General features: G+C 69.7%; 24 protein-coding genes and 1 tRNA gene. 4 read left to right on the top strand and 21 right to left on the bottom strand.

The features are described from left to right. Nucleotides 1-63: 63 nt before the first annotated feature. The 8 genes from ACXIZN_RS36580 to dacB all read right to left on the bottom strand — a co-directional run bounded on the left by ACXIZN_RS36580 (nucleotide 64) and on the right by dacB (nucleotide 8,893). Nucleotides 64-897, bottom strand: a complete 834-nt coding sequence (locus ACXIZN_RS36580) for an ESX secretion-associated protein EspG (protein ID WP_457959429.1) — start codon at nucleotides 895-897, stop codon at nucleotides 64-66. A 373-nt stretch (nucleotides 898-1,270) separates the two neighbouring features. Further along, nucleotides 1,271-2,065 carry an ESX secretion-associated protein EspG gene (locus ACXIZN_RS36575; protein ID WP_457959428.1) on the bottom strand — a complete coding sequence of 265 codons (795 nt, stop codon included), beginning with the start codon at nucleotides 2,063-2,065 and terminating at the stop codon, nucleotides 1,271-1,273. Between the two features lie 252 nt (nucleotides 2,066-2,317). Next, complete coding sequence (locus tag ACXIZN_RS36570) at nucleotides 2,318-3,685, bottom strand: WXG100 family type VII secretion target (RefSeq protein ID WP_457959427.1); 1,368 nt, start codon at nucleotides 3,683-3,685, stop codon at nucleotides 2,318-2,320. Between the two features lie 17 nt (nucleotides 3,686-3,702). Then, nucleotides 3,703-4,065 carry a hypothetical protein gene (locus tag ACXIZN_RS36565; RefSeq protein WP_125683481.1) on the bottom strand — a complete coding sequence of 121 codons (363 nt, stop codon included), beginning with the start codon at nucleotides 4,063-4,065 and terminating at the stop codon, nucleotides 3,703-3,705. Nucleotides 4,066-4,209: 144 nt separating this feature from the next. Next, nucleotides 4,210-4,773 carry a hypoxanthine phosphoribosyltransferase gene (gene hpt, locus ACXIZN_RS36560; protein ID WP_093933323.1) on the bottom strand — a complete coding sequence of 188 codons (564 nt, stop codon included), beginning with the start codon at nucleotides 4,771-4,773 and terminating at the stop codon, nucleotides 4,210-4,212. A gap of 13 nt (nucleotides 4,774-4,786) precedes the next feature. Further along, complete coding sequence (tilS, locus tag ACXIZN_RS36555; protein ID WP_457959426.1) at nucleotides 4,787-5,761, bottom strand: tRNA lysidine(34) synthetase TilS; 975 nt, start codon at nucleotides 5,759-5,761, stop codon at nucleotides 4,787-4,789. Further along, complete coding sequence (locus ACXIZN_RS36550; RefSeq protein WP_192744157.1) at nucleotides 5,758-6,786, bottom strand: zinc-dependent metalloprotease; 1,029 nt, start codon at nucleotides 6,784-6,786, stop codon at nucleotides 5,758-5,760. Before ACXIZN_RS36550 ends, tilS begins: the two co-directional genes overlap by 4 nt. 100 nt (nucleotides 6,787-6,886) lie before the next feature. Continuing rightward, on the bottom strand, nucleotides 6,887-8,893 hold the full coding sequence (gene dacB / locus ACXIZN_RS36545) for a D-alanyl-D-alanine carboxypeptidase/D-alanyl-D-alanine endopeptidase (RefSeq protein ID WP_457959425.1): 2,007 nt from the start codon (nucleotides 8,891-8,893) through the stop codon (nucleotides 6,887-6,889). Nucleotides 8,894-9,060: 167 nt separating this feature from the next. Here dacB and ACXIZN_RS36540 point away from each other — a divergent pair, with 167 nt between their 5' ends. After that, a complete protein-coding gene (locus tag ACXIZN_RS36540; RefSeq protein ID WP_034310036.1) occupies nucleotides 9,061-9,579 on the top strand; it encodes an inorganic diphosphatase in 519 nt (172 codons plus the stop codon). Between the two features lie 440 nt (nucleotides 9,580-10,019). On the opposite strand, the gene ACXIZN_RS36535 is transcribed toward ACXIZN_RS36540, so the two are convergent. The 6 genes from ACXIZN_RS36535 to ACXIZN_RS36510 form a co-directional block, all read right to left on the bottom strand. Beyond that, on the bottom strand, nucleotides 10,020-11,288 hold the full coding sequence (locus ACXIZN_RS36535) for a serine hydroxymethyltransferase (RefSeq protein WP_457959424.1): 1,269 nt from the start codon (nucleotides 11,286-11,288) through the stop codon (nucleotides 10,020-10,022). A gap of 111 nt (nucleotides 11,289-11,399) precedes the next feature. Further along, nucleotides 11,400-11,819, bottom strand: coding sequence for a hypothetical protein (locus ACXIZN_RS36530; protein ID WP_457959423.1), 420 nt, complete (start codon nucleotides 11,817-11,819; stop codon nucleotides 11,400-11,402). Then, nucleotides 11,816-12,247, bottom strand: a complete 432-nt coding sequence (locus ACXIZN_RS36525) for an uL11 family ribosomal protein (protein WP_192743968.1) — start codon at nucleotides 12,245-12,247, stop codon at nucleotides 11,816-11,818. The genes ACXIZN_RS36530 and ACXIZN_RS36525 overlap by 4 nt, the downstream gene beginning before the upstream one ends. A 33-nt stretch (nucleotides 12,248-12,280) precedes the next feature. After that, nucleotides 12,281-12,802: a gamma carbonic anhydrase family protein gene (locus tag ACXIZN_RS36520; protein WP_126730126.1), complete on the bottom strand. Its 522-nt coding sequence runs from the start codon at nucleotides 12,800-12,802 to the stop codon at nucleotides 12,281-12,283. A gap of 85 nt (nucleotides 12,803-12,887) precedes the next feature. Then, nucleotides 12,888-14,114, bottom strand: coding sequence for a M14 family metallopeptidase (locus ACXIZN_RS36515; RefSeq protein ID WP_457960689.1), 1,227 nt, complete (start codon nucleotides 14,112-14,114; stop codon nucleotides 12,888-12,890). A 115-nt stretch (nucleotides 14,115-14,229) separates the two neighbouring features. Continuing rightward, the gene (locus tag ACXIZN_RS36510; protein WP_457959422.1) at nucleotides 14,230-14,817 is read right to left on the bottom strand and encodes a TetR/AcrR family transcriptional regulator; all 588 of its coding nucleotides are present in this window, start codon (nucleotides 14,815-14,817) and stop codon (nucleotides 14,230-14,232) included. A 123-nt stretch (nucleotides 14,818-14,940) separates the two neighbouring features. On the opposite strand from ACXIZN_RS36510, the gene ACXIZN_RS36505 reads away from it, so the two are divergent. After that, entirely contained in the window at nucleotides 14,941-15,405 is a 465-nt protein-coding gene (locus ACXIZN_RS36505) for a GreA/GreB family elongation factor (protein WP_034310019.1), read from the top strand. A gap of 238 nt (nucleotides 15,406-15,643) precedes the next feature. Here ACXIZN_RS36505 and ACXIZN_RS36500 read toward each other — a convergent pair whose 3' ends face one another. From ACXIZN_RS36500 to ACXIZN_RS36475, 6 genes are all read right to left on the bottom strand, one after another. Further along, nucleotides 15,644-17,176, bottom strand: coding sequence for a PstS family phosphate ABC transporter substrate-binding protein (locus tag ACXIZN_RS36500; RefSeq protein WP_457959421.1), 1,533 nt, complete (start codon nucleotides 17,174-17,176; stop codon nucleotides 15,644-15,646). Between the two features lie 72 nt (nucleotides 17,177-17,248). Beyond that, nucleotides 17,249-18,736, bottom strand: coding sequence for a flavin-containing monooxygenase (locus ACXIZN_RS36495; RefSeq protein ID WP_457959420.1), 1,488 nt, complete (start codon nucleotides 18,734-18,736; stop codon nucleotides 17,249-17,251). After that, a complete protein-coding gene (locus ACXIZN_RS36490) occupies nucleotides 18,733-19,218 on the bottom strand; it encodes an FAD-dependent oxidoreductase (RefSeq protein ID WP_457959419.1) in 486 nt (161 codons plus the stop codon). The genes ACXIZN_RS36495 and ACXIZN_RS36490 overlap by 4 nt, the downstream gene beginning before the upstream one ends. After that, nucleotides 19,215-20,144 carry a ferritin-like domain-containing protein gene (locus ACXIZN_RS36485; protein WP_126730118.1) on the bottom strand — a complete coding sequence of 310 codons (930 nt, stop codon included), beginning with the start codon at nucleotides 20,142-20,144 and terminating at the stop codon, nucleotides 19,215-19,217. The genes ACXIZN_RS36490 and ACXIZN_RS36485 overlap by 4 nt, the downstream gene beginning before the upstream one ends. Further along, nucleotides 20,144-20,959, bottom strand: a complete 816-nt coding sequence (locus ACXIZN_RS36480) for an SDR family NAD(P)-dependent oxidoreductase (protein WP_457959418.1) — start codon at nucleotides 20,957-20,959, stop codon at nucleotides 20,144-20,146. The genes ACXIZN_RS36485 and ACXIZN_RS36480 overlap by 1 nt, the downstream gene beginning before the upstream one ends. Next, a complete protein-coding gene (locus ACXIZN_RS36475; RefSeq protein ID WP_457959417.1) occupies nucleotides 20,956-21,882 on the bottom strand; it encodes an alpha/beta hydrolase in 927 nt (308 codons plus the stop codon). The genes ACXIZN_RS36480 and ACXIZN_RS36475 overlap by 4 nt, the downstream gene beginning before the upstream one ends. Before the next feature lie 44 nt (nucleotides 21,883-21,926). Between ACXIZN_RS36475 and ACXIZN_RS36470 the strand changes: the two genes are divergently transcribed. Next, the gene (locus ACXIZN_RS36470) at nucleotides 21,927-22,553 is read left to right on the top strand and encodes a TetR/AcrR family transcriptional regulator (RefSeq protein ID WP_457959416.1); all 627 of its coding nucleotides are present in this window, start codon (nucleotides 21,927-21,929) and stop codon (nucleotides 22,551-22,553) included. Nucleotides 22,554-22,648: 95 nt separating this feature from the next. Here ACXIZN_RS36470 and ACXIZN_RS36465 read toward each other — a convergent pair. Then, a tRNA-Thr gene (locus ACXIZN_RS36465) sits at nucleotides 22,649-22,722 on the bottom strand. 140 nt (nucleotides 22,723-22,862) lie between these two features. Here ACXIZN_RS36465 and ACXIZN_RS36460 point away from each other — a divergent pair. Beyond that, nucleotides 22,863-24,557 (top strand): hypothetical protein, encoded by a 1,695-nt coding sequence (locus tag ACXIZN_RS36460; protein ID WP_457959415.1) that lies wholly within the window; start codon nucleotides 22,863-22,865, stop codon nucleotides 24,555-24,557. Nucleotides 24,558-24,841 lie beyond the last annotated feature (284 nt).

Genomic DNA, 24,841 nt, shown 5'->3' with positions numbered 1-24,841 from the left:
GAGGGTGGTGAGCCTCTCGGACGTAAACGGCGGACGTCGCGCGAGGGTTCCCGGAGCCGGACCCTAGCGTGTGTCGACCGCCACACCGGCGGCCATTTCGCCCAGCCGCATCCGGAGCGTCTTGACGTCGGCGGGCGAGACGGTGACCCACTCGCGTCCGTCCGGACCGGCCTGTGACGTGCTGAGATAGCGCCCGCTGGCGGTGTCGAACCAGCCGAGCACGCGGGACCGCTGCTTGGCGCCCACGTGGGACCGGCTGTTCGCTGCGAGCTGACCGCCGCGCAGCCTCGGCTGGCCGGTGAGCTTGCCGAACGCCTCGCGCGGATCCGCGGTGATGCGCTCACTGAGCGAGACGCGCGGCTTGTCCTTGCGGCGGCTCTTCGCCGCTTCGGGCTCCTCGGCCTGCTTCGTCGGGTTGATGGCGGCGCGGATCGGCTCGGTGCGGCGGGCGTCGTCGATCGGCAGCGTGACGGACGCCTCCGAGCCGCGCTGTCCTGGGGGCAGCAGGTCGACGACCGCCGTCGGGAGCCCGTCGGCGGGTGCTTCGCGCAGCCAGATCCCGGACTGGTCCTGGATCGCGATCACCGCGTCGCGGCCGTCGGTGGCGCCGAGCACGGCGATCGTCGGGGCCTGGAATTCGGGGATGTGGAGCGCGTCGATGGTCAGCGAGCCGCGGGCGAGGAGGTACAGCCAGTCCTCGATCCGCCGCTCCAGCCTTCCCCGGCCGTCGCGGATTCCGCGGGCCTGGAGTTCGTTGTCGACGCGCTGGCGAAGCGCCCGGCGTTCGAGCTCGGTCGCTCCGTGCGACCGGACGCGCAGCGGGTATGGCAGGTCGCCGAGCTCGGCGGACTCCCAGAGGAAGTCGAACGCCATCGGTGTGAAGTGTTCCTGGTGCATTTGCTCCGTGCCCTCCCTGCACCTCGGCTTCATGGGCCTCGGGACGCCCAGAGGTTCACGATAGCGAAGGGGTACGACAGCCGGCGTCCGGATCGCGGATCATGCCCGGTGCCTGGCAGGGACGCGTGTCGCGAAAGCCACTTTCGCGACGCCTGATGTCCCGAAAGTGGCTTTCGCGACNGCTGACGGCCGTGGTCCGGTGCCGTGCGCGGCACCGGACCCGGTTGTGAGTGGCGTTCGGGTTATTGCGAGGTAAGGCAAGGTGGCGTGATATCCTGGCCGTGTCGCGAAAGCCACTTTCGCGACGCCTGATGTCCCGAAAGTGGCTTTCGCGACACAGGCCGGGGGGTGCGCGGCGAAGGACTCCTTCAGGTCAGTGCGCGAGCGAGGCGTCGGAAGCGATCTTCCCCAGCAGCTCCGTGAGCCGCTGGCGCAGCGTCGCCGGGTCCGCGGGGGCGACGGTGATCCAGTCCCGGCCGTCGGAACCGCGGGTGGCCTGGGTGAAGTACCGGCCGGACTGCGTGTCGAACCAGCTCAGCACCGAAGACCGGCTCCGCGTGCCGTGTTTGCTGCGCGCGTTGGCGCCGAACTGGCCACCGCGGAGCCGCGGCTGCGCCTGGAGCCTCGACAGGGCCTTGCGGTCCTCGTCGGACGTCGCCGAGCCGTCGACCTGCGGCTGACGGCGCTGGAGGAAGTCCGCGCCCGACGTGCCGACGAGCCCGTCCAGCGGGAGGGTGATCGACTTCTCCGTGCCACGCGAACCCGGCGGCAGCAGGGAGACGATCGCGCTCGCGAGGCCGTCCGGGGCGATCGGGTGGAAGTGGAAACCACGCGGATCCTGCACCGTCAGCAGGCCCTGGCCGCCGAGCACCGACGCGACCGCGAGCAGCGGTTCGGTGCCGGGGTTGTTGAGCTGGACGCAGTCCAGGCTCAGGTCCGGCCTCGCGAGGACGCCGAAGTAGTCCTCGATATGCGGCTCGGGGCGTCCGCGCTCGTCGGCGAGACGGCGCTGGTTCAGCGACTGGAGCGTCTGCGTCCGCAGAGCGCCGCGCTCGTCCATGGTCGCCCCGTGCGAGCGGAGCCGCAGCGGGTACGGCAGCTCACCGGCGTTCGCGCTCTCCCACAGGAAGTCCAGCTCGACCGGGGTGAGCAGGTCACCGTTCGCCATCATCCGCCCCTAGTGTCTGTTGGTGAACCCGCGTCCGCGATCGGCGTCGGCAGGACACTGCTTGGTCAGCTGTCTCGCGACCGCATACAGGGTGTCCTGCCACCGCGATAGCGGGGCCTTCGGCCGGGCGGGTTCACGTGTGGTCGCCCTTCGGCATCCAACTTCAGCTCCGCCGACAGGCTCTCGCACAAGTCAGCGGGCGCGCGGCCGGCTCGGCCGCCGGATCGGCCGCGCGCCCGGTGGGAAACCGCTCTAGCGTTCGTCGTCCTCGGTCCACGCGCCGATGACCGGTGGCGGGGTCGCCTCGTTGGCGCCGAAGGCGTCGTCCGGGTCCGGCTCGATGAGGAACGACGCGTGCGTGTGCTCCTCTTCCTGCTCGGCCTGCGCTCCGTGAGCGCCCATGCCCATACCGCCGCCCATACCGTGCATCGGCGGCGTGGCGCCACCGATGGTGCCGCTGGAGGACACGATGCCCTGCTGCGGAACGGCCTGGGACGCGGCGCTCTGCGCGGGCCCGCCCTTCTCGGTCGCGGCGGCGTCGGTGCTGTCGGTGTCCTTGGCGCCGGACTTGTTGCCCTGGCCGAGCGCCTTGGCGCCCGCGTAGCCGAGGCCACCGCCGAGCGCGGCCGCGGTGAGGGCCTGGCCGAGCCCGTTGCCGCCGCTCGCCGGGGCGTGCGGGGTCATCGGGGCACCGGCGCCGGACGCGACGCCCGCACCCGGCGCGACACCGGCGGCCGGGCTCGCGGCGGGGCTGTAGCCGGCCTGCGAGAACACGCCCGAGTCCGGGCCGACGTGGACGGGAGCCCCGACGCTGCCCTGCGCGCCGCCGTAACCGTGCGTGCCGGCGAAGACGGGGGTGCCGGAGACGGCGCCGGAGTTGAGGCCCGCGCCGCCGAGGTTGCCGACGCCGCTGAACCCGGCGCTGTTGTGCGTCGCGGTCGGCTTCATGCCGAGGGATTCGGGGCCGAAGCTCGGGGTCGAGCTGTCGACCTCGCTCATCTCCTTGGTGTAGGCCTCGAGGAACCTGGCCTGCTCCGCCCGCACTTCCTTGTCCTGGTCGGCGAGGGGCTTCTGGTCGGTGATCATGCCGATCGGGCCCGCCGCCAGCGCCTGGCCCATGGCCTTCTCGGGGCTGTAGTCGGTCGGCTTCGGCATGAGTTTGACCTTGGTGGCGGCGTCGGCCTGCTTCTGCAGCCTGTCCGACATCGTGTGCGCGGCCTCGGAGGCCTGCGAACCCGAGTTCGCGATGGCGACCAGCGAGCCCTGCGCGGCCGCGGCACCCTGGCCGATCCAGGCGGCGCCCAGTTCGGAGATCGCGTTGTAGAGGTCGTTCGACGCCTGGCTCAGCTTGGCGCCGTGCGAGCCCCACGACTGGCTGATGGCGGTCGCCGTGCTGGGGTCGTTGCCGATGTTGGCCTGGTTCCACAGGTCCTGGCTGCTCGGCGCGCTCTCCCAGTTCGGCGGGTTGGTGATGGCGCGGTCGGCGCCGATGTCGAACCCGTCGGAACGGCCGCGCGCGGACGACACGATGTTCGCGGCTTCCGAGTTGTCGCCGAGCTGCACCGGGGTGCCGCTGGTGTTGCTCTCGCCGTAAGAGTCGGCGCTGTGCTTCGGTGGCATGGCTTTCTGACTCCCCCTCAGACGTTACGGAACGGCTCGGCCGCGGCCTGGTCGATCTCGTGGTAGCGGGCCATCGCGGTCACGATGCCGGACTCGGCGGCCTCGTACTGCTGGAAAAGGTTCTGGAGCGCGGCCGCGTACGAGTCGCCTCCGCCGTCGGCACGGTTCGCCACCTTCGCGGCGATCGCGTTGCCGACCGGGTTGTTGCCCAGCTTCGGCGCCTGCCCGAGGTCGCCGGCCCGCTGCAGGAGGGCCTCGATGGCGTCCTTGCCGGTGCGGATCTTGTTCAGGACGGTCTGGGCCGCGTCAGGGTCGATCCCGACCTGACCCTGGGCCGCGGCGTTCTTGAACGCGTTCGCGTCCGCCAAGCTGTTCCCCATCTGAGCTCTCTCCGTTTCCCCCGGGCCAGGCCACGACGGCTGCGTGGCAAAGGTCTTCGCATAGGTTAACGCACTCGATCGCAGCCTATGACGCGTTCTGCGTGCTCAGGGTTCCGTATTCCCGCACACCCGGGCAAGCGGTTCTCAGGACGTGTAGACGTGGGGATCCAGAGTTCCGATGTAGGGCAGGTCCCGGTAACGCTCCGCGTAGTCCAGGCCGTATCCGACTACGAATTCGTTGGGAATGTCGAACCCGATGTACTTGACCGGTACGTCGACCTTGACCGCCTCCGGCTTGCGCAGGAGCGAGACGACCTCGAGCGAAGCGGGATTCCGGCTGGCGAGGTTCTTCAGCAGCCAGGACAGGGTCAGCCCGGAGTCGACGATGTCCTCGACGATGAGCACGTCGCGGCCGGCGATGTCGCGGTCGAGGTCCTTGAGGATCCGCACCACGCCGGACGACGACGTCGCCGAGCCGTAGGAGGAGACCGCCATGAACTCGAGCTGGGAGGGAAGGGGGAGCGCCCTGGCGAAGTCGGTCATGAACATCACCGCGCCCTTGAGCACGCCGACGAGCAGGAGGTCTCCCTGCCCGGAGCCGGGGCCGTCGGCCGGATAGTCCGCTGCGACCTTGGCCGCCAGTTCGGCGATCTTGTCGTTGATCTGCTGCTCGGTGACGAGCACGGAGGCGATCTCGCCTTCGTACACGGGACGATCCCCTCTAGGTGGTGGACTGGGGTGCTTCGAGGGAGAGCCTGCCATGCGCCCGCGCGGCCACCAAGTCGCCGGGTAGCCAGACCCCGCCCTGACCCCGCCAGTTCCCCACCAGCGCGTCGACCGAACGCAGGTGGGCGTCGGTGAGTTCGCGGACGCCGGAGTCCAGCAGCCACCTGCGGAGGACGCGTCGCCGCAGCGCGGGCGGCTCGGTGGCGAGCACCGCGACGTCGAGTCCTTCGCCGGTGAAGGCACGCAGGTGGACCTCGTCCGCGAGTGTGTCCAACGCCTCGGTGTCCTCGCGCAGTTGCGCCGCCGTGCGGGCGAGCGACGCCGCGACACCGCCGGACAGCACATCCTCCAGAAGGGGCAGTACTTCGGTCCGTAACCGGACACGGGTGAAGCGCGGGTCTTCGTTGTGCGGGTCCTGCCACGGGTCGACGCCGAGCGCCCGGCACGCCTGCCGCGTGGTGGCGCGGGTGACGCCGAGCAGCGGCCGTCCCCATGGCGGATCGTGCGGGCGCATCCCGGCCAGCGAACGCGGCCCGGAACCCCGGCCGAGGCCGAGCAGGACGGTTTCGGCCTGGTCGTCGAGGGTGTGGCCGAGCAGGACGACGCCGCGTCCGTCCGGCAGCGCCGAACGCAAGGCGCCGTAGCGGGCCCGGCGGGCCGCCGCTTCCGGTCCACCCGCGCCCTCGACGCGCACCGTCAGGACTTCGGCCGTGTCGGCGCCCAGTTCCCGCGCCGTGTTCGCGGCTCGGGCGGCGGTTTCGGCGGAACCCTCCTGGAGGCCGTGGTCGACGACGAGCGCCCGCACCTTCAGCCCGGCGCGTGCCCCGACGAACGCCGCCGCTTCGGCCAGCGCCAAGGAATCCGCGCCGCCGGAGACCGCGACGCAGAGCTCGTCGGCGACCACTGACGGCGCGAGGAAGTCCCGCACGGCCGTCCGCACGGCCGCGATCGCCGGATCCGGTCCGCTCACCCGTGCAGGCGCCGCACCCAGGCCGCCGGATCGGTGATCTCGGCCCTGGTCGGCAGCGTGTTCGGCGAAGTCCACACCGCGTTGAAGCCGTCCATGCCGACGGCGTCGACGACGTGCTTGGTGAATTTCGCGCCCTGTTCGTACTGGCGCAGCTTCGCGTCCACGCCGAGGAGGCTGCGCAGCACGCGATCGATCAGGCCGCCGCCCTTGCGCCGGGCGGTGAACCGCGAACGGATCAGCTCGACGCTCGGCACGACCTGCGGCCCGACGGCGTCCATCACGAAGTCGGCGTGCCCCTCCAGCAGGGTGGACAGGGCGAGCAGCCGGTCGAACACCGCTCGTTCGCCCGGCGACTGCAGGAGTTCGGCGAGACCGGCGCCGCCGGCCTTGCCCTTGCCGATCTGCTTGATGGTGTCCGGCAGGCGGCCGACCAGATCGCTCAGCCCGTCCGCGTCCCGGCCGGCGAGCCCGCCGATCAGGCGCTCGACCTCGTCGGCGAAGTAGTCGCGCAGCCAGGTGACCGCGGTGAACTGCAGCCGGTGGGTGCATTCGTGCAGGCAGACCCACAGCCGGAAGTCGTGCCCCGGCACGTCCATCGCGCGCTGGGCGGCGACCACGTTCGGCGCGACGAGCACCAGACGACCGGCGCGGTCCGGCCCGCCGAACGGGTCGTACTGGCCGAGCACGCGGGAAGCCAGGAAGGCGAGCACCAGTCCGGTCTGGACACCCGCGCCGCCTGCCAGCACGGGCGCCAGCGGGCCGCCCTGGGCCTCCGGCAGCGCGCGGCCGGTGAGCGCGTCGAGCCCCGCCGCGGCCGAACGGACCCAGCCGGGTCTGTCGACGACATCGGCGGGCAGCAGCGGCAGATCGAGGCCGAGCCCGGTCAGCTCGCGGACGTGCCCCTCCGCTTCGCCGGTCAGGTCACGGAGATCGGCGACGGCTTCTTCGGCCTCTTCGCGGTCGACCACCGGACCGCCGCGCACCAGCAGGGCGCCCGTCGAGGCGGCCAGGGACCAGTCGACCATCGAACGCGTCTTGGTCGGCGTTTCCTCAGTCACTCTTATGACGCTACCCGCTGGAAGACCGGATTCCGTCCCGACTTCCTCACGCTCCGATTCCGGTCGCTCACCTGCAGCCGCACTTGTGCAGGGTCGCCGCGACGACGTCGAGCGCCGCCCTGCCCTTGTTCTGGTCCGAACCGGACGACATCAGCGCGAACACCAGCATCCGGCCGTCGGTGTCCAGCACCACACCGGCCAGGGTGTTCACGCCGGACAGTGTCCCGGTCTTGCCGCGCACCCAGCCGCGGCCCGCGGCCGACGCCGGATCGCCGTAGCGCTTCTCCAGCGTCCCGCTGCCGCCCGCGACGGGAAGACCCGCCAGCAGGGGCCGCAGCTTGGGCGTCCTCGGATCCTTGCCGTCCGGCGCCGCCGCGACCGCGAGGATCTCGCTGAGCACCTTGGCCGGGATCTTGTTCTGGTCGGACAGCCCGCTGCCGTCGTTGATCTGGACGCCGGTGAGGTCGAACCCGGCCTCCTTGAGCACGTTCATCGTCGCGGTCGCGCCGCCGGTGAACGACGCCTCGGCGCCCTTCGCGAGCGCGAGCTGGCGGGCGAGGACGTCGGCCATCAGGTTGTCCGAAAGCTGCATCAGCGAGTTGGCGAACTCCGCGAGCGGCTGGGACTTGACCTCGCCGAGCACCTTCGCGTCTTTCGGCGCCGTCGTCGTACCGCCGGCTTGGGCTTCGAGTTTGCCCGCGATCTTCTGGGTCAGCGCGGCCGCCGGGTTCGCGACGCGGGGCGAGTGGTCGTTCTTCGGGTCGGTGCGGCCGCCGTCGGCCATCACGGGGAGGACCGGCGCCATGTAGGTGTTCCCGGCGGCGGTGTCCTCCGGGTCCCAGCCCTTCGCCGACGTCGGCCCCTTGAACAGGCTGATGTCCAGCTGGACCTTGGAGATCTTGCCGCCTCCGGCCTTCTTGACCTGGGCGACGAGGTCGTCGACATGGGCAGCGCCCGGGTACAGCGGCGAGTCCGTGCCCAGCGGAAGCGAGGTCAGCGACGGGTCGCCGCCCGCGACGAGGACGACCGTGCCCGGCTCCGCGCCCTGGACGATCTTCGTCGAGAACTGCGTCCCGTGGTCCATCGACAGCAGAGCGGCCGCGACGACGAGGATCTTCGTGGTCGACGCCGGGGTCAGCGGGGTGCCTGAGTTCTTGTCCCACAGGACTTCGCCGGACGCCGCGTCCACGACGGTGCCGGTGAGCGTGCCCAGGTCCGGGGAACCGGCGGGGCCCGCCAGCGCGGCCGCGAGACCTGCCTTCGTCGGTCCGGCGCCGTTGATGTCCGGCCCGTGCAGGACGCGGGTGACCCCGGCGGGTTTGGGGATCTCGCCCTTCGGCGCGTTCGGTGCCCAGGGCAGGCCGAGGCGGTTCGACACCTTCGGCATCGCGGCGGCGCCGCCCATCCCGGCGAGCAGCAGGACGACGACCAGGGTCGTGATCAGCAGGGCCTTGCGCTTGCGTTTCGGCTTCGGCGCGGGCACGGCCTCGGTTTCGGCGGCCGGGGGTTCCTGGGACGGCGGCTCGGGCCGCTGGATGCCGACGGTCGCTTCGGCGTCGAAGCGCTCTTCGGCGGGCTCGATACGGACCGGGCGGGCGTGCATGCTCGCGGACGGGACCGGCGCGGGCTCCGGCGGCTCGACCCGCGTCTGCTCGGGGCGGCGCGGAGGCTCGGGACTCGGCGGCTCGGCCTCACGCGGCGGGGTGGCGGCGCCCCGGTCGAACTGGTCCCAGTCCGGTTCTTCCGTTCGCTGGGGCTGGACGGGCTGCACGAAGACCGTCTTCGGCGCCTCAGGTTCCTTCGGCTCGACCGGCGTCACCGGTTCGAACGCGGACCACTTCGGGCTCGGGGTCTCCGGGACGTCCGGTTCCTCCTCCACCTCGACGACGGGTTCGAACCAGGAGCCACTTTCGGGTGTGACCTTCGGCACTGACAGCTCTTCGGTCTTGCCGTTCGCCATCCCCGACATGGGCAGCCACATCGTGGCCTCGCCCTCCCCCTTGGCGCCCTTGGGCTCGGCGGATGAGGTGTCCTTGTCGTCCGACGGCCACCTCGGGTCATCGTTTTCCGGCACTCAACGCTCCTTCATCCACCGTCCGGGGAAGGGGCCAAGCTCACATACGACCACATCGATGCGAGCACCCGGGACCCCGTGGTCCACACTAGTGAAGACAAGACCATGAACTCGGTGAGCCGTCCGCGACGGCGGGGCGTACCAAAGACGAGAGCAGCGAGGCCGGCGTGGAATTCGACGTCACTATCGAAATCCCCAAGGGGGAGCGCAACAAGTACGAGGTGGACCACAAGACCGGTCGGATCAAACTCGACCGGACGCTGTTCACCGCCACGCAGTACCCCGCCGACTACGGGTTCATCGACGACACCCTCGGCCAGGACGGCGACCCGCTCGACGTGCTGGTGCTCGTCCAGGAGCCGACGTTCCCGGGCTGCCTGATCCGCTGCCGCGCGATCGGCATGTTCCGGATGACCGACGAGAAGGGCCCGGACGACAAGGTCCTCGCGGTGCCGACGAACGACCCGCGGCTGGAGCACCTGCGCGACATCCACCACCTGAACGAGTTCCACAAGCTCGAGATCCAGCACTTCTTCGAGGTGTACAAGGACCTGGAGCCGGGCAAGAGCGTCGAGGGTTCGAGCTGGGTCGGGCGCTCCGAGGCCGAGGCCGAGATCAAGCGTTCGCTCGACCGCGAGACCGACCGGCTGGCCAAGGAGGCCATCGACGGTCCGGCGGCGCACTAGTCGCTTAAGTGCCGAAGGGCCCCTTCACCGCATCTCGTGCGGTGAAGGGGCCCTTCGCGCGTTCGTGAGTGCCTGGTCGCGTCTCCCCAGTACATGAAGGCCCCTTCCTTGCGCTTGGCGCAGTGAAGGGGCCTTCACGTACTTCGACCGCGTCTCCCGGCATCAGGTTGAGAACCCCGCAGGTCGCAGCCCGCCGGCGGTGGGGGGGGGGGGGGGGGGGGGGGGGGGGGGGGGGGGCCGNGCCCCTTCCTTGCGCTTGGCGCAGTGAAGGGGCCTTCACGTACTTCGACCGCGTCTCCCGGCATCAGGTTGAGAACCCCGCAGGTCGCAGCCCGCCGGCGGTGTCGCGAAAGCCACTTTCGGGACACCAGACGTCCCGAAAGTGGCTTTCGCGACATGCCACCCCCCGCCGTAGTACGTGAAGGGGCCTTCACGTACTTCTACGCCGAGTAGCCCGGGATCGGGAACGGCGCCAGGAACTCGCGGATCTCGGCGGCGATGGTGTCCAAAGCGGACTGTTCCTCGCCGGCCGCCGCGGTGATCGTGCGGTCGATCCACTCCGCGACCTGCGTCTGGTGCTCCGGCTTGAGCCCGCGCGTCGTGATCGCGGACGTGCCGAGCCGGATGCCGGACGGGTCGAACGGCTTGCGCGGGTCGAACGGCACGGTGTTGTAGTTCAGCTCGATCCCGGCGCGGTCCAGCGCCTGCGCGGCGGGCTTGCCCGGCACGTTCTTGTTCGTCAGGTCGATCAGCAGCAGGTGGTTGTCGGTGCCGCCGGACACGAGGTCGTAACCGCGCTCGACCAGCGCCTCCGCCAGCGCCCGCGCGTTCGCGACGATCGTGTGCGCGTACTCGGAGAACTCCGGCTTCCGCGCCTCGCCCAGCGCGACGGCGATCGCGGCGGTGGTGTGGTTGTGCGGGCCGCCCTGCAGCCCCGGGAACACCGCCTTGTCGACGGCCTTCGCGTGGTCGGCGTCGGAAAGGATCATCGCGCCGCGCGGACCGCGCAGGGTCTTGTGCGTGGTCGTGGTGATGACCTGCGCGTGCCCGACCGGCGACGGGTGCGCGCCACCGGCGACGAGCCCGGCGATATGCGCGATGTCGGCGACCAGGACGGCGTCGACCTCGCGGGCGATCTCCGCGAACGCCGGGAAGTCGATGGTGCGCGGGATCGCGGTGCCGCCCGCGAAGATCAGCTTCGGCCGGTGCTTCAGCGCGAGTTCGCGGACCTGGTCGAGGTCGACGCGGCCGGTCTCCTTGCGGACGCCGTAGCGGACCGGGGTGAACCACTTGCCGGTCGCGGACACGCTCCAGCCGTGCGTGAGGTGGCCGCCGTCCGGCAGCGCCATGCCGAGCACGGTGTCGCCCGGCTGGGCGAACGCGAGGTACACCGCCAGGTTCGCCGGGGAGCCGGAGTACGGCTGGACGTTCGCGTGGTCGACGCCGAAGACGGCCTTAGCGCGCTCGATGGCGAGGTTCTCGACCTGGTCGATGAGCTGCTGGCCCTCGTAGTACCGCTTGCCGGCGTAGCCCTCGGAGTATTTGTTGGTGAGGACGGTGCCCGTCGCCTCCAGTACGGCCTGTGAGACGTAGTTCTCGGACGCGATCAGGCGGATCTTCTCGTGCTGGCGTTTCGCCTCGTCCTCCACGAGCCCCGCGATCTGCGGGTCGGCGGCGGCGAGCGCGGAAAGTTCGGGCTGGTGTGTCATCGGACGTACTCCTGCCAGAGACGGCCGGACCCAGGCGCGCGGTACCGGCCTCGTCGTCGCTTCCCGGTGGTGCTCCACCTCAAATGGCGCCAGTCGCTGGTGCGGAACAGACTAGAGCACTCCGCTCGGGCGCGGCTCGGCGTGCGGACGATGCCCGGCGCACCATCGGCGGCTGCATCCGGCCGTGCGATCACAGAACGCCCGCGCGCAGACGGCGCAGCGTTTGAGCCGCCGCCAGCCGCCGAACGCGACCAGTTCCGCCAGCCCGGAGGCGCCCGCGACCAGGTCACCGCAGCCCGGCCACGACGCCACCTGCACGAGACGCCAGCCGTTCGCGACTTCGACGAGCCGGGGCGAGGCGCCGGTCCCGGCGAGGATCCGGTTGAGCCGGTCGGCGGCGGCGTGTTCGTCCGGCAGTGCCGAAAAGACTTCGATGAGCCGCGGATTCCCTTGCGCCAGCAGCCTTTCCGCGACCTCGAGCGCCGGGTCGAGGTCGCGGAACGGCGGGACGATCACGTGCTTGCGCGTCACGGTTCTTCGATCGCGACACCCATCGAGCGGGCCGTGCCCGCGACCGTGCGCATGGCCGCGCCGAGGTCTCCGGTGTTGAGGTCCGGCAGTTTCCGCTCCGCGATGCCGCGCAGCTGTTCCTGGCTCAGCTTCCCGGCGACCTCGTGTCCCGGACGGCTGGATCCCTTGCCGCCCAAGGCCTTCTTGATGAGGAACGACGTCGGAGGGGTCTTCAGCCGAAGTTCGAAGGAGCGGTCCTCGAACACCGACACGACCACCGGGACGATGTCGCCGCGCTGGGCGGCGGTCGCCGCGTCGTAGGCCTTCTTGACCTCGACGAGGTTCACGCCGGTCTGCCCGAGCGTCTTCCCGAGGTCGACCACCGGCGCGTTGCCGGCGGTCAACTCGAGCGTCGCCTGGTGCGTTTTCTTCTTCGACTTCGGTGCCATGCGCCGAAGCTATGATCTCCAGTTACTGGAGAGTCAATCGATCGGCTTGACGCTTTCCGCGTGACGGCGCGCCAGCTCCTGGTAGATCGCCGCGTTGTGCTCGACCCAGCCGCGGGCGGTGCCGTCGAGCGGGACGTGCTTCTTCGCCGGGCTGCCCATGGCGACCGTCTCCGGCGGGATGACCATCCCGGGCGTCACCGTGGCGCCGGCCGCGACCAGCGCCTTCGCGCCGATCTGCGCCTTGTCGAGCACGGTCGAGCCGTTCCCGATCAGCGCCTGCTCGCCGATCGTGCAGTCGTGCACGAGGCACTGGTGCCCGACGGTGACGTTCTTGCCGACCTCGGTCACGCCGCCGTTGACATGGATGACCGAGTTGTCCTGGATGTTGGCGCCCTCGCGGATGAGGATCTTCCCGAAGTCGGCGCGCAGTACGGCGCCGTACCAGACGGAGGCGCCCTTTTCGACGACGACGTCGCCGATCAGGGTGGCGGTGGGGGCGATCCACGCTTCGGGATCCACCTGGGGGCGGTGTCCCTCGAATTCGAACATCGGCATGCCCCGCACCCTATGCCGAAAGTCCGTGAAGGCCCCCTTCCCTACCTTGAGCGTAGGGAAGGGGGCCTTCACGGAACGTCGGAGATCAGCCGATGGCGGTGTTCAGCAGGAGGTCCACGGCCTTGTCGTTACGGGTGGTCTCCCGGACGATCACCTCGTCGGGCGGGTAGAAGCCGGGGTTCGAGCCCCGCGGGTACATCTCGAAGGTGAAGCTCAGGATCTTGTGGGTGCCCCACATCCAGTCGTCGATCGTCCCGTCGGTGATGTACAGGTCGCTCGACTGCTGCGGCGTGTAGCCGTTGGTCGCCGCCAGCTGGCGGCCCACCGTCTGGAACCGCTGCGCTTCCGCGGCGGTCATGCCGGGGGCGGTGTCGTTGTAGGTGAAGCCGAACGGCCACAGCACGAGCTCCGAGTAGGTGTGGAAGTCGATGCTCGCCTTGATCTGCTGGACGCCGCCGATCTTGCGCGAGTTGACGAAGTTCGACACCGCGCGGGTCTCGGGCGCGGAGAACGCCGAGGGGCCGCGGTAGGTCTCGCTGGTCGTCGAGCCCGACGAACCGCCGCAGCAGCCCCAGTTGTAGGCCCAGTTGCGGTTGGGGTCGGTGCCGTTGCCCTGCCGGTTCTTGCGCCAGTACTTATAGCTGCCGCCGGAGATGTCGTACTCCGAGCCGTCCGGGTTGACGTTCGGGATCACGTAGATCTCGACGCTGTCGACGAAGCGTTTGATCGCCGGGTCGGAGGCGTAGCCCTGGGTGAACCGGTTCACGATCCGCAGGCACATCTCGGTGGTGAGGTGCTCGCGGGCGTGCTGGTTGCAGGTGAAGAGGACTTCGGGCTCGTTCTCGTCCGTCGCGACGTTGTCGCTGATCTTGAGCAGGTTCAGCGCGCGGCCCTGGTACGAGTTGCCGACGCTGCTCAGCCGCGCGATCGAGCCGAAGTTCGACTGGGCGTTGCGCAGCTCCGTCGTGACCTCGGCGTAGTTGTGGTAGCCGGAGTCCGACGGCGGGAAGTCGTTGATCGCGTTCGTGCCGGCCTTCTCCGACCGGTCGACGACGCCACGCTGCTCGACGCGGTAGCCGAGCGAACGGATCTTCGCCGCGTCCCGCGCCTCGCCGATGACCGTGGTCGTGCCGCCCGCCGAGCCGAGGACGTCGACCCCGAGCCGGGAGATCTGGGTGCGCTGCTGCGAAGTCCCGGTCCCGAAGACCTCGTAGATCTGGACCTGCGCGTCCTCGGCCTGCTGGTCCGCGGTCGCCGGACTCGCGGCGACCGGGATGGTGAACGCCGCGACGGCCGCGATCGCCACGGCCATGCACCGTCTTATGCGCATCGTCGTCTCCTAGCTCTCAGGCAGGGAAGGGGAACCTCACCATGGCCGGAGCGGGAAGGGCGAACAATCCGTAACGGTACGGATCTAATGCGTATTTCTAGCCGTAGTTCGCGAAACAGAGCGCTTCGATGTCGCCACGCAGTGCGGCGAACGGCCGACGCCGGACGCGCTGCTGGACGATCGCGCCGAGCAGGTAGGACAGCAGCGCCCGCGCACGGGCCCGCGGGTCTTCCACGTCGAGCGGGGCGAGCAGTTCCGCGAGCAGTTCGGTGATCGACGTCAGCATCACGTCGATGGCCTGAGGATGCTGCGCGCGGCCCGCGGCGATCCAGTACTCGAACCAGAGGAAGGCCGCGTTCGGACGTCCGGAGAACTCGCCGAGAAAGGCTTCGAGCGCGGCGAAGAGCCGCTCGGACGGGTGATCGTGCTTCGCCGAAATTTTGCGCAAATCGGCGATGAACTTTGTGATGTGCGCCGCCATCGCGCGGTCGATCAGGACGTCGATATCCGCGAAGTAGTAATGAATCGCACTCTTCGTGAGCGGCCCGGCGTCCGCGATCGCGCGCACGGTGCAACCCGCGAGCCCGTCCCTGGCGAGCACGACACGCGCCGCTTCGACGATCTGCTCCTGTTTCTGCAGCTGATTGGGGGAGAGCCGCGCGCTGCGGCCGGGAACGGCGGTCACGAAGTTCCTTACACCAAGTAGTCAGGACGGGAGCCCTGAAGCTTAGGGCAACCGTCCTGGCCGATCACAGCGGGTGAAAAATCTAGGTGGCTAGCCGTCGATCCGTAGCGGACAATGCGCGACATGGTGACCTCAGGGGACAACGGGTTCAGCCCGGCCGCGCGGCGGCAGCTGGAGAAGGAACTCGCCGATCTGCGTGCGCAGCGCGACGCGATGGCGCCGCTCGTCGGTGAGCAGGAACGAACCGGCGACGCGGCCGACCAGGCGGAGGTGCTGGACCGCGCGGAGGCAGCCGCCTACCTCGACCGGCGCATCGCCGACGTCGCGGCGAAGCTCGAGCACGGCGGCCGGAACAGCAAGGGCCTGCTCCCCGACGGCACCACCGTCACCCTCAGGTTCGCCGACGGTGACGAAGACGAGCTCCACATCGTCACGATCCCCGGGGAGGACGCGGACGCCTCCACGGTGACCTCGGACAGCCCGCTGGGGCTCGCGCTCGTCGGCGCGAAGGAAGGCGACGAGATCACGTACCGGACGCCGCGTGGCGAGACCAGCGCCACCGTGGTCACGCTGAAGCCACCCGCCTGACTCGTTCGCGCGTGAAGGCCCCCTTCTCTCGGCTGAGCCGAGGGAAGGGGGCCTTCACGCGCGTTGTCGAGGGGGACGTCAGCGGCCTGCCCAGGCCATCTGGACGCATGTCGCGAAAGCCACTTTCGCAACGTCAGCGACCTGCCCAGGCCGTCTGGACGCATGTCGCGAAAGCCACTTTCGCGACGCCTGATGTCCCGAAAGTGGCTTTCGCGACACCTCCGGCGCAAGCGCCCGGTCACGCACCCGGACGGCACAGCACCGGATTCGCCAGCTCCGCGCACGGCCGGTGCCCATGCGACCGGACGATGTCCTTGCCGACCTGATTCGTCAGGTACCGCAGGAAGCTCGCGACGAGCGAGTCGGCCTTCGGCTCGCCGAACGTGTACGCGTACTCGGTCTCCCAGAACGGGTACGCCGCGTGGATCGCGCCCTCCAGCGTCGCCTGGTGGCCGTCGATCCGCACCGGCAGCACGTCCTCGCGTTTCGTGGCCACGCCCAGTTCGCTGTAGCCGAGGGCGCCCGGCACCCGCGACACCGCGTCGAGGACGTCGTTCGTGGACGGCTTCGCGCACCGCGCCACTCCCGGCTGGGCGCCCGACGCCGGTTTGAGGCAGTCGTCGGAGTTGTCGCCGGGTTCCCGCTTGCCCGCCAGGATCTGGGCCTCGAACGTCCGCCGCGTGCCGGAGTCGGAATGCCGGTCGACGAGCCGGACCGGCTGGTCCTTGCCGCCGATCTCCCGCCAGTTCGCGATCTTGCCGTCGTAGACGTCGCGGATCTGCGCGAGCGAAAGATCCTGGACGCCGGCCTCCTTGTTGATGACGAGCGTGAACAGCGAGAACGCGACCGGGCGCGGAAGCAGCTGCGGGTAGCCCTCGCCCTTGGCGCCGTCGGAGAACGCCAGCGTGCCGTCGTTCGCCGCCTGGTTCAGGCTCCCGAGCCCTTCGGCGCTGCCCCGGCTGTCGAAGACGAACGACGCGCCCGGACACGTGTTCGTGTACGAAGCCGTCGCTTCCCTGAGCACCGGCGCGAAGGCCGTCGATCCGGTGATCGTGAGCTTCCCGGACGCGCAGTCCAGTGGCGGCGGTTTCTCGTCGAAGAACAGCGACCGCGTCAGCTGGAAGATGCTGACCACGACGAGGAAGAGGATCAGCGCCATCACCGAACCCGTCGGCCCGGTGCGGCTCTTGGTCTCGCGGAGGCTGCCGCCCTTGATCTCGCCGATCACCTGAGGTTCGTCGAAGGCGTCGGGCGAGCCGTTGGGGACGCGGTCGAGCACGGCGAGGATCTTGTAGTGCGCGCCGCGGTTCAGCGGCACCCTCGGCAGGTCGATCACGCCGGACGGCCGCGCGGGATTCTCGTCGCGCGCCCCGAAACCGGAGTCGTCGCCGAAACATTCGTGCAGATGCGGCGAGCTGAGCTCGGTCACCACCATCCCGGCCACGGTGCGGCCGGGGAACTTCACGCGGATGCCGACGGGGTCGTCGGCGTTGACCGCGTAGTCGTCGGTGTCGATGTCGGTGGTGCCGTTGTTCTCGATGCGCAGCAGCACGAACGACGGGTCGACGAGCCGCTCCCCGTTCTCGTGCTGCAGCTGCGCCAGCGCGTCGGCGGTCGGCGCGAACCCGCGCCCGGACGCCGTCGGGGTGTCCATCTGCACGCGGTAGCCGAGGCGTTTGCGGCCGACGAGCACGAACTCCCACAGGAACGCGACGGCCGGGACGCCGATCCCGGCCACCGCGAGCAGGACGTCCCAGGGAAAGCCTTCCAAGACCAGCCTCCAGGTTCGGGGTATCGAACCTATGGCTCATCCCGGCGGCGGACGGCGGACTTCAGCCAGTGTTCACCGGCCGTCCGCGAAGGCGTAGTCGTCGAGGTCGAAGAACCGGCTCGTCACCATGGTTTCCAGGGTGGGCGAGGCGCGGAAGGGCACGTCACCGTTCGCGTCGAAGTAGTAGCTGTTGGCCAGCGAGCAGCTGTCCTGGAAGAACACCTGGTGCTTGCGACGCTCCAGCATGCTCCGGAAGTACCGGTCGTTGGCCTCGCTCGTGACCTCGACCCGGGTCGCGCCGGTCTTCCGGGCGTTGCGCAGGCACCGGATGATGTGCGCGGTCTGCGTCTCGATCAGGTTGAAGTACGAGGAACCGTTGTAGCCGTACGGTCCGAGAATGGTGAAGAAGTTCGGGAAACCGGGGACGCTGACCCCCTGATAGGCCTGGAACCGGTTCTCCGCCCAGAACTTCTCCAGATCGGCGCCGCCCGCGCCGCGCACGGTGAAGGCCGGCATGTTGCCCTTCTCGAACACCTTGAACCCGGTCGCCAGCACCAGGACGTCGACCGGATGCTCGGTGCCGTCGGCGGTGCGCACGCCGGATTCGGTGATCGTGTCGATGCCCGTGGTCTCCAGCGTGACGTCGTCCCGGTTGAACGTCTGCAGGTACTCGTTGGAGAAGCTCGGCCGCTTGCAGCCCAAGGCATAGCGCGGAGTGAGCTTCTCCCGGGTGACGGGGTCCTTCACCGCGCGGCGCAGATGCGCGCGCCCGATCCGCTCCCCCGCGCCCGCGGTCGGCAGGAGATTGTGGAAATGCGCCGCCAGCGGGAAGGTCACCTCGACGAGTGCCTGGCTGGCCAGGCGGGACACCAGTTTCGCGCCCGGCAGGCGCCGCAGCGCGAGCCTGGCAGGCCGCGGCAGGACGGCGTCGGGTTTGGGCAGGCACCAGATCGGCGTGCGCTGGAACACCGTCAGGTGGCCCGCCTCCGGCGCGATGGACGGGATCACCTGCACGGCCGAGGCCCCGGTGCCGACGACGGCGACGCGTTTGCCCCGCAGGTCGACGGAGTGGTCCCAGCGCGCGGTGTGCATGACCGTGCCACGGAAACCGTCGAGCCCGGCGATATCCGGCGGTTTCGGCTGGGTGAGCACGCCGGTGGCGCCGACGACGAACCGCGCCGTCATCGACCAGCCTTCGGCGGTTTCCAGCCGCCACAAGTGCGTCTCGTCGTCGAAGGTCGCGGAGACGACCTTGCTGCCGAGGCGCGTGCGGCGGCGGATGTCGTACTTGTCGACGCAGTAGTCGGCGTACGCCTTCAGCTCGCGGCCGGGCGCGTAGACGCGCGACCAGCCGGAGATCTGCTCGAACGAGAACTGGTAGCTGAACGACGGGATGTCGACGGCGACACCGGGATAGGTGTTCCAGTGCCAGGCGCCGCCGACGCCGTCACCCTCCTCCAGCATCAGGAAGTCCTCGAAACCCGCCTTGTGGAGCAGGATCGCGGCACCGATACCGGAGAACCCTCCGCCGATGATCGCGATCTCGTGGTCCGGCTTCATGCGGGAAGTCCTTCCTTGGCGAACAGCGAACTCGCGCCGAGCACGACGACGTCGGCCTGGTGCTCGATACCTTCGGCGGTGCGGATCCCGCCGGGCGCGAAGGCGTAGATCGGCCAGGTGATGAGCTTGCACCCGGGCCTTTGGAGCGCACCGTAGTAGCCGAGACCGGGCGCCGTCCGGCGCGATCCGAAGCGCCTGTCCGGCGTCAGGAGCCTGCGGATCCACGGGTCTTTCACCTGCCAGCGCAGGAAAACCCGGGCGACGGCGATGCCGAGGACGTCCGGCCCGGGCACCGGCATCGGCACCACCCAGCCGGGTTCTTCCTGGAACACCTTCACCGCACGCGCGGTGGACGCGACCTCGGGCACGATCTGCGCCGCCTCGCGGCCGGGCGCGACCACGGCCACCCGCCGGCCGGAGAAGTCGTGCCCGAACCACTCGGTGCCGCGCAGCACCTCGCCCCGGAAGTCGCCGAGGCTCATGACGCGACCGGTTCGTGGGTGATCTCCTCGGTCCACGACTGCGGCTTTCCCAGCAGCCGCGCGGGGATCAGCCGGGTCATCTTCACCATCGGGTCGGCGAGCAGCCGGTGGTAGACGTGCGAGCGGTCGACGATCATCGCCGCCTGCGCCTTGAGCACGTGGTACGCCGGGATCCGTTTCGTGAACTCGCCGCGCCCGCCGATGGTGGAGAACCGTTTCACGGCGTTGTACAGCTTCTTCTCCGGCAGGCCCATCGCGACGATGTTGTCCCGCATCTTGTTGATCAGCGGGACGAACACCACGATCAGGCCGAGGACGATCTGGGGTTTGAGCGAGCCGACGGATTCGGTGAGCAGCTTGGTCGTGGAACCGGCGCCGATCAGCTCCAGCACCTCGAAATCGGCCGTGATGTGCCGGGCCTCGTCTGAGTTGATGTGCCGGAACACCTGATGGCACACCGGATCGGAGACCTCTTCCAGCAGGAACTTCACCAGTGCGCCGTCCAGCGCGCATTCCAGCAGCGGGATGAGCGTGGCCAGCGCCGTCAGCGGCAGCGTGTCGCCGTAGTCGTCGAGGACCTTGATGGCGAGCTTGACGTTGATGTTCGGCTCGGGCATCGAACCGTGCTCGTCGAGCATGCCCCAGCGTTTCATCAACGCCAGTTCCGCGTTGGCGTGCTTCTGTTCCTCCGCGTGGAAGTAGCGGTAGATCTCCTGGATCACCGGCGTCGGCGCCTTCTTGGCCAGCGACGCGAATCCGCGCGCGCCGACGTGCTCGATCCACACGAGATCGGCCATGAACGGCCGCATCTTGGCGCGGAGCTCGTCGGTCATCGTCTCGGCGCCGGGCGCGTCCCAGTCGATGTCGGCCAGCGACCACTGCTTGTCCTTGATCGTCTGGAGCATCGCCGCGAAGTCGTAGGCCATCACTTCTCCTTTTCGGCGGGCAGGAACCGGCCGAGCAGACCGGCGATCCGCGTGTACGGGACGGGCACGAAACGCTTGGCGTGCCACAGAAGCTGAGCGTCGGGCTGCGGCACCACGTAGAGGCGGCCGCGATCGTGGGCGTCGAGCGTCATCCGGGCGACGCGCTCCGGCGAGAACCCGACCACGTCGGAGACCCGCTGGGCGAGCCCGCGTGCCCCGTCTTCGATGAGTTCGCCGCCGAAGATGTTGGTGCGCACGAAGGTCGGGCACAGCACGGTGACCGCGACGCCGGTGCCGGACAGTTCGGCGGCCAGCGTTTCGGAAAGGCTGACGACGCCCGCCTTGCTCACGTTGTACGCGGCCATCCTCGGCGCGGCGGTGAAGCCTGCCGCCGAAGCGACGTTGATGACGCCGCCCGCCTTCGCCGCCCGCATGGCCGGGACGAAGGTGTGGCAGCCGTGGATCACGCCCCACAGGTTCACGCCGAGCGTGCGCCGCCAATCGGGCAGCGGGCTCTCCCCGACGAGTTTGCCGCCCGCGCCGATCCCGGCGTTGTTGACGACGAGGTCCGGCTCGCGGCCGAACCAGGACCGCGCCTGGTTCGCCAGGTCGGCGACTTCGTCCACATCGGACACGTCGCAGGCGATGGCGACCGCGTCCTTGAGCGTCTTCGCGGTCTCTTCGGCCGCTTCGAGGTCGATGTCCGCGCAGACGACCCGGCCGCCGCGCCGGACGAGTTCGGTCGCGATCGCCCTGCCGATCCCGCTGCCCGCGCCGGTGACGACGGCATGTGCCCCATGGGTCCGTTTCGTCATGCCGCCCTCACGATCGCCGGAAGGTTGCCGGTGAGGAAGCGGCAAGCCCGCTCCATCGCCGGTGCCGCTTCGGGGATGAAGCGGGTCAATGCCTGGAAGACGTGCATCTGGCCGGGGACCACTTCGAGTTCGCAGTCGGCCCCCGCGCGGCGCAGGGCCCTGGCCAGTTCGATGGCGTCCGCGGCGAGCATTTCCAGCCCGCCCGCCTGGATGATCGTCGGCGGGAAACCCTTGATGTCGTCGAAGGCGAACCGCAGCCGAGCCGACGCGAGGTCCGCGTCCACTGTGTACAGACCGACCAGCCGCGCGGCCGCGGCGGCGGAGATCATCGGGTCCGGGCTCATGCGTTCTCTTTCGGCGGCCAGCCCGAAGGTCACGTCGAACAGCGGCGAGAAGAGCGCCAACGCCGCGGGCGGTTCTCGGTGCTCGCGGATCAGCTGCGCGGCGAGGTCGACCGCGAGATGCCCGCCCGCGGAATCACCCGCCACGAGGATCCGGCGGTAACCCTGGTCGAGCAGCCGGTCGTAGGCCGCGCGGACGTCGTCGGCGGCGCTCGGGAAGCGGTGCCGCGGCGCGAGACGGTATTCGCAGGCGAAGACCGGCAGCCCGGTGCCGGCGGAGACCCGCGTGGTCAGCCCGCGATGCGTGCGCGCCGAGCAGAGCGCGTAACCGCTGCCGTGGATGTAGAGGACCACGGCGTTGCCCTCGGTCACCTCGGGCGCGCGGACCCACTCGCCGCGGATGCCCGGCTCGACGCGGCTCCCCTTCAACGGCGGCGAGGCCAGCCACAGACTGCTCGCGATGAAAGCGCGGGAGAACACGACGCCGGCGCGGTTGGCCGGGATCGCGTTGGCTATCGGCCGCACGAAAGCGGACGTCAGCGCGGCGGCCAAACCGGTGCGCAGGCCATTCTGCGGTCGCATGCCCTCAGAATGAATCTGAGGGCACCTGCTGTCAAGATGGGGAGGTGACCGCGTCCCGCCGCTACAGCGGCAAGACCGCCGACGAACGCCGTGCCGAACGACGGCTCGCCCTTCTCGGCGCCGCACTCGACATCTGGCAGGAACAGGGCTGGGCGGCGGTCACCATGCGCGGCGTCTGCGCGCGGGCGAACCTGACCGACCGGTACTTCTACGAGAGCTTCGCCAACCGCGACGCGCTGCTCGCGACCGCTTGGGAACAGGTCCGCGACGAAACCCTGCGGATGGTCCTCGACGCCGTCGCCGCCCACATCGAGCGACCGGCCCTGGAGCAGCTCCGCGCCGCTGTCGACGTCGTCGTGCACCACGTGCAGGAGGAGCCCGCCCGCGCGCAGATCCTGTTCGGCGACCACTCGGGCAGCGCGGTGCTGGAGCAACTGCGGCGGCAGACCGTCCAGGAGACCACCGGCCTGCTGATCGAACTCGCGCGGCCGCATCTGAAGCCGGACGTGGACGGGCTGGAGTTCCGGGTCAACGTCCTGCTGGGCATCGGCGGCTTCGTGGAGATCATGCTCGCGTGGCGCTCCGGGCTGCTCGACGCGGACGCGGACACGCTGGTCGGCCACGTCACCGGTGTGGGTACTTCGCTGTCCCGGATGTTCCTCAAGGGGTGACACCAACGGGTGAACTTCCGGCGCGAGCTCTTCGCCGGTCCGGAAACGAGTCAGGGCCTCATCCGGAGTGTTCCGAATGAGGCCCTGACCTGCGGAGCCGCCTAGGGGAATCGAACCCCTGACCTATTCATTACGAGTGAATCGCTCTGGCCGACTGAGCTAAGGCGGCGGACATCGGGCTCGCACCCGATGACGGGGACAAGTGTAGCGGAGGCTTGAACGTCACCTTCCGGGGCCACCGTCGTTAGGGTCCTATGACGCCGGTCTCAGTCCCCCAAGATCGGCCCATCCCCACTGGAGGACCTGTTCATGCGGCAACGACTGCCCCGTGTGCTGGCGCTTCCGGCCGCCGCGGCCCTGCTCCTGCTGACCGCGGCCCCGGCGATCGCCCAGGACATCCCGACCACGCCGATCCCCGATCCGGCCAATCCGGGACAGCCGCCGATGTCGGCGCCGATCGGCCCCCAGCCGCTCGGGAAGGCGGTCGGTGACGCGGGAGCGGCACTGGGCGTGCTGCGGCTGCTGCCGAACGCGGTGCCGACGAGCGCGATCCTGCCCGGGGCGGACAAGCTGCTGCCGAAGCAGTCCGCGCTCGAGGCCGGGATGGGTCTTTCCAGCGCGCAGGCCAACTCCGAGGCCTACCTGAGCTACGAGAAGGCGATCGCGCAGTCGTCGCCGTTCGGCCTGTCCGCCGCGGGCAACGCGCCGCAGACGCCGGGCAGCCTCGTGCAGACGGCGCTGCCGGACAACTCGAAGCCGATCAGCGGCGGCCTCAACGCGCCGACGAACCCGCTGTTCAACCTCGGCCTGCTCAACGGTGAGGCGCACGCGCGCTGGAGCCCGACGCTCGGACCGTGCGTCGGCACGATCGCCGACTCGAGCACGTCGATCGCGAACCTCGCGCTGCTGCCGACCATCCCGAACATCCCTGGCGCCGACCAGCTGACCCAGGCTTCGGAGCAGCTCACGGCCGGGCTGAAGGCGCTTCCCGGCCCGCTCGCGAACCTCGGCGGCCTGCTTTCGGGCACCAGCACCAGCGCCGACGGCAAGGGCGCCGTGCTGAGCCTGCCGAACACGCTGTCGTCGCGTTCGGTCGTGCGGCTGGTCGACATCCCCGGCTCGAAGAACAAGGCCGTCGAATCGACGTCGACGCTGCAGGCGGCCAACATCGAGCTGCTGAAGGGCACGCCGCTCGGCCTGACGATCAAGGTCGCCAGCCAGCCGACGCTGCGGGTCACCTCGACCGGTGACAAGAAGACGTCGAAGGTCGAGTACACCGCGCCGGTGCTGCAGATCGTCCGCGGCGACAAGGTGCTGTTCACCCTCGACGCGAACAACCCGACCAAGGACATCCCGATCGGGATCCCGCTGCCGTCGCTCAAGCAGACCCCCGGCTTCGAGCAGCTGAAGAACGTGCCGGTCGTCGGCGGGCTCGCCGAGATGCTGAACGGTGCCACCAAGCAGCTTCCCGGCGGCGAGGCCGGCAACGGGCTCACGCTCGACCTCGGGGTGCTGAAGCTGTCGATCGCCGGGTTGAACCAGAAGTCGAGCGACACGACGTCGCCGTTCAAGGGTTTCCAGCTGGGTGCCTCGGCGCGGCTGCTGGACCTGCAGATCCTCCCGACGACGGCGCTCCAGAAGGCGCTGCCGCCGGAGGCCGCGAAGAACCTGCCGTCGTCACTGGCGCAGATCTCGCTCGGCGAGCAGATCGCCCGGGCGCACGCTCCGGCAGGCGGCGTCGAATGCGGCACGGCTCAAGCACCTCCCGCCGGCAACAACGGTGGTGCGGCGCCGAAGGGGCCGGTCAAGAACCTGGCCTACACCAACGCGGCCTACGACACGGTGCCGATGTTCTGGACGGGTACGGCGATGCTGCTGCTCGGCGTGGTGCTCGTGGCGGCCATGCCGGGACGGCGACGGCTCGCGATCGTTCCGGTTCCTGTCGAAGCGAAGAAGCCGTTCAAACCTTCGCCGCGTCCGCGCTCTCTGGACTCGGAGGACTAGACGGGGCGAGGAGGGTGATGAACGGTCCTTTCACGCTTTGCACCGGCGTGGAAGGACCGTTCGTACCTCGACCGACTTCAGGGGCCTTCGCCTTCCGGCGAGGGCCCCTTTCGCCTTGCGGTGACTGCCTTCGTGACTTCCGGGCCCACGGTGTCCCCAATGTCGCATTGGGGACACTGAGCGTCTCCAATGCGACATTGGGGACACCCCACCGAACCCGAACCGCCTTCACTTACCCACAGCAGTTGTCCACAACCACCCCCACCTGTGGACAACTCCCGCGA

The sequence above is a fragment of the Amycolatopsis sp. TRM77291 genome, assembly GCF_054166285.1.
This window is presented reverse-complemented; position numbering and strand designations above follow the sequence as displayed.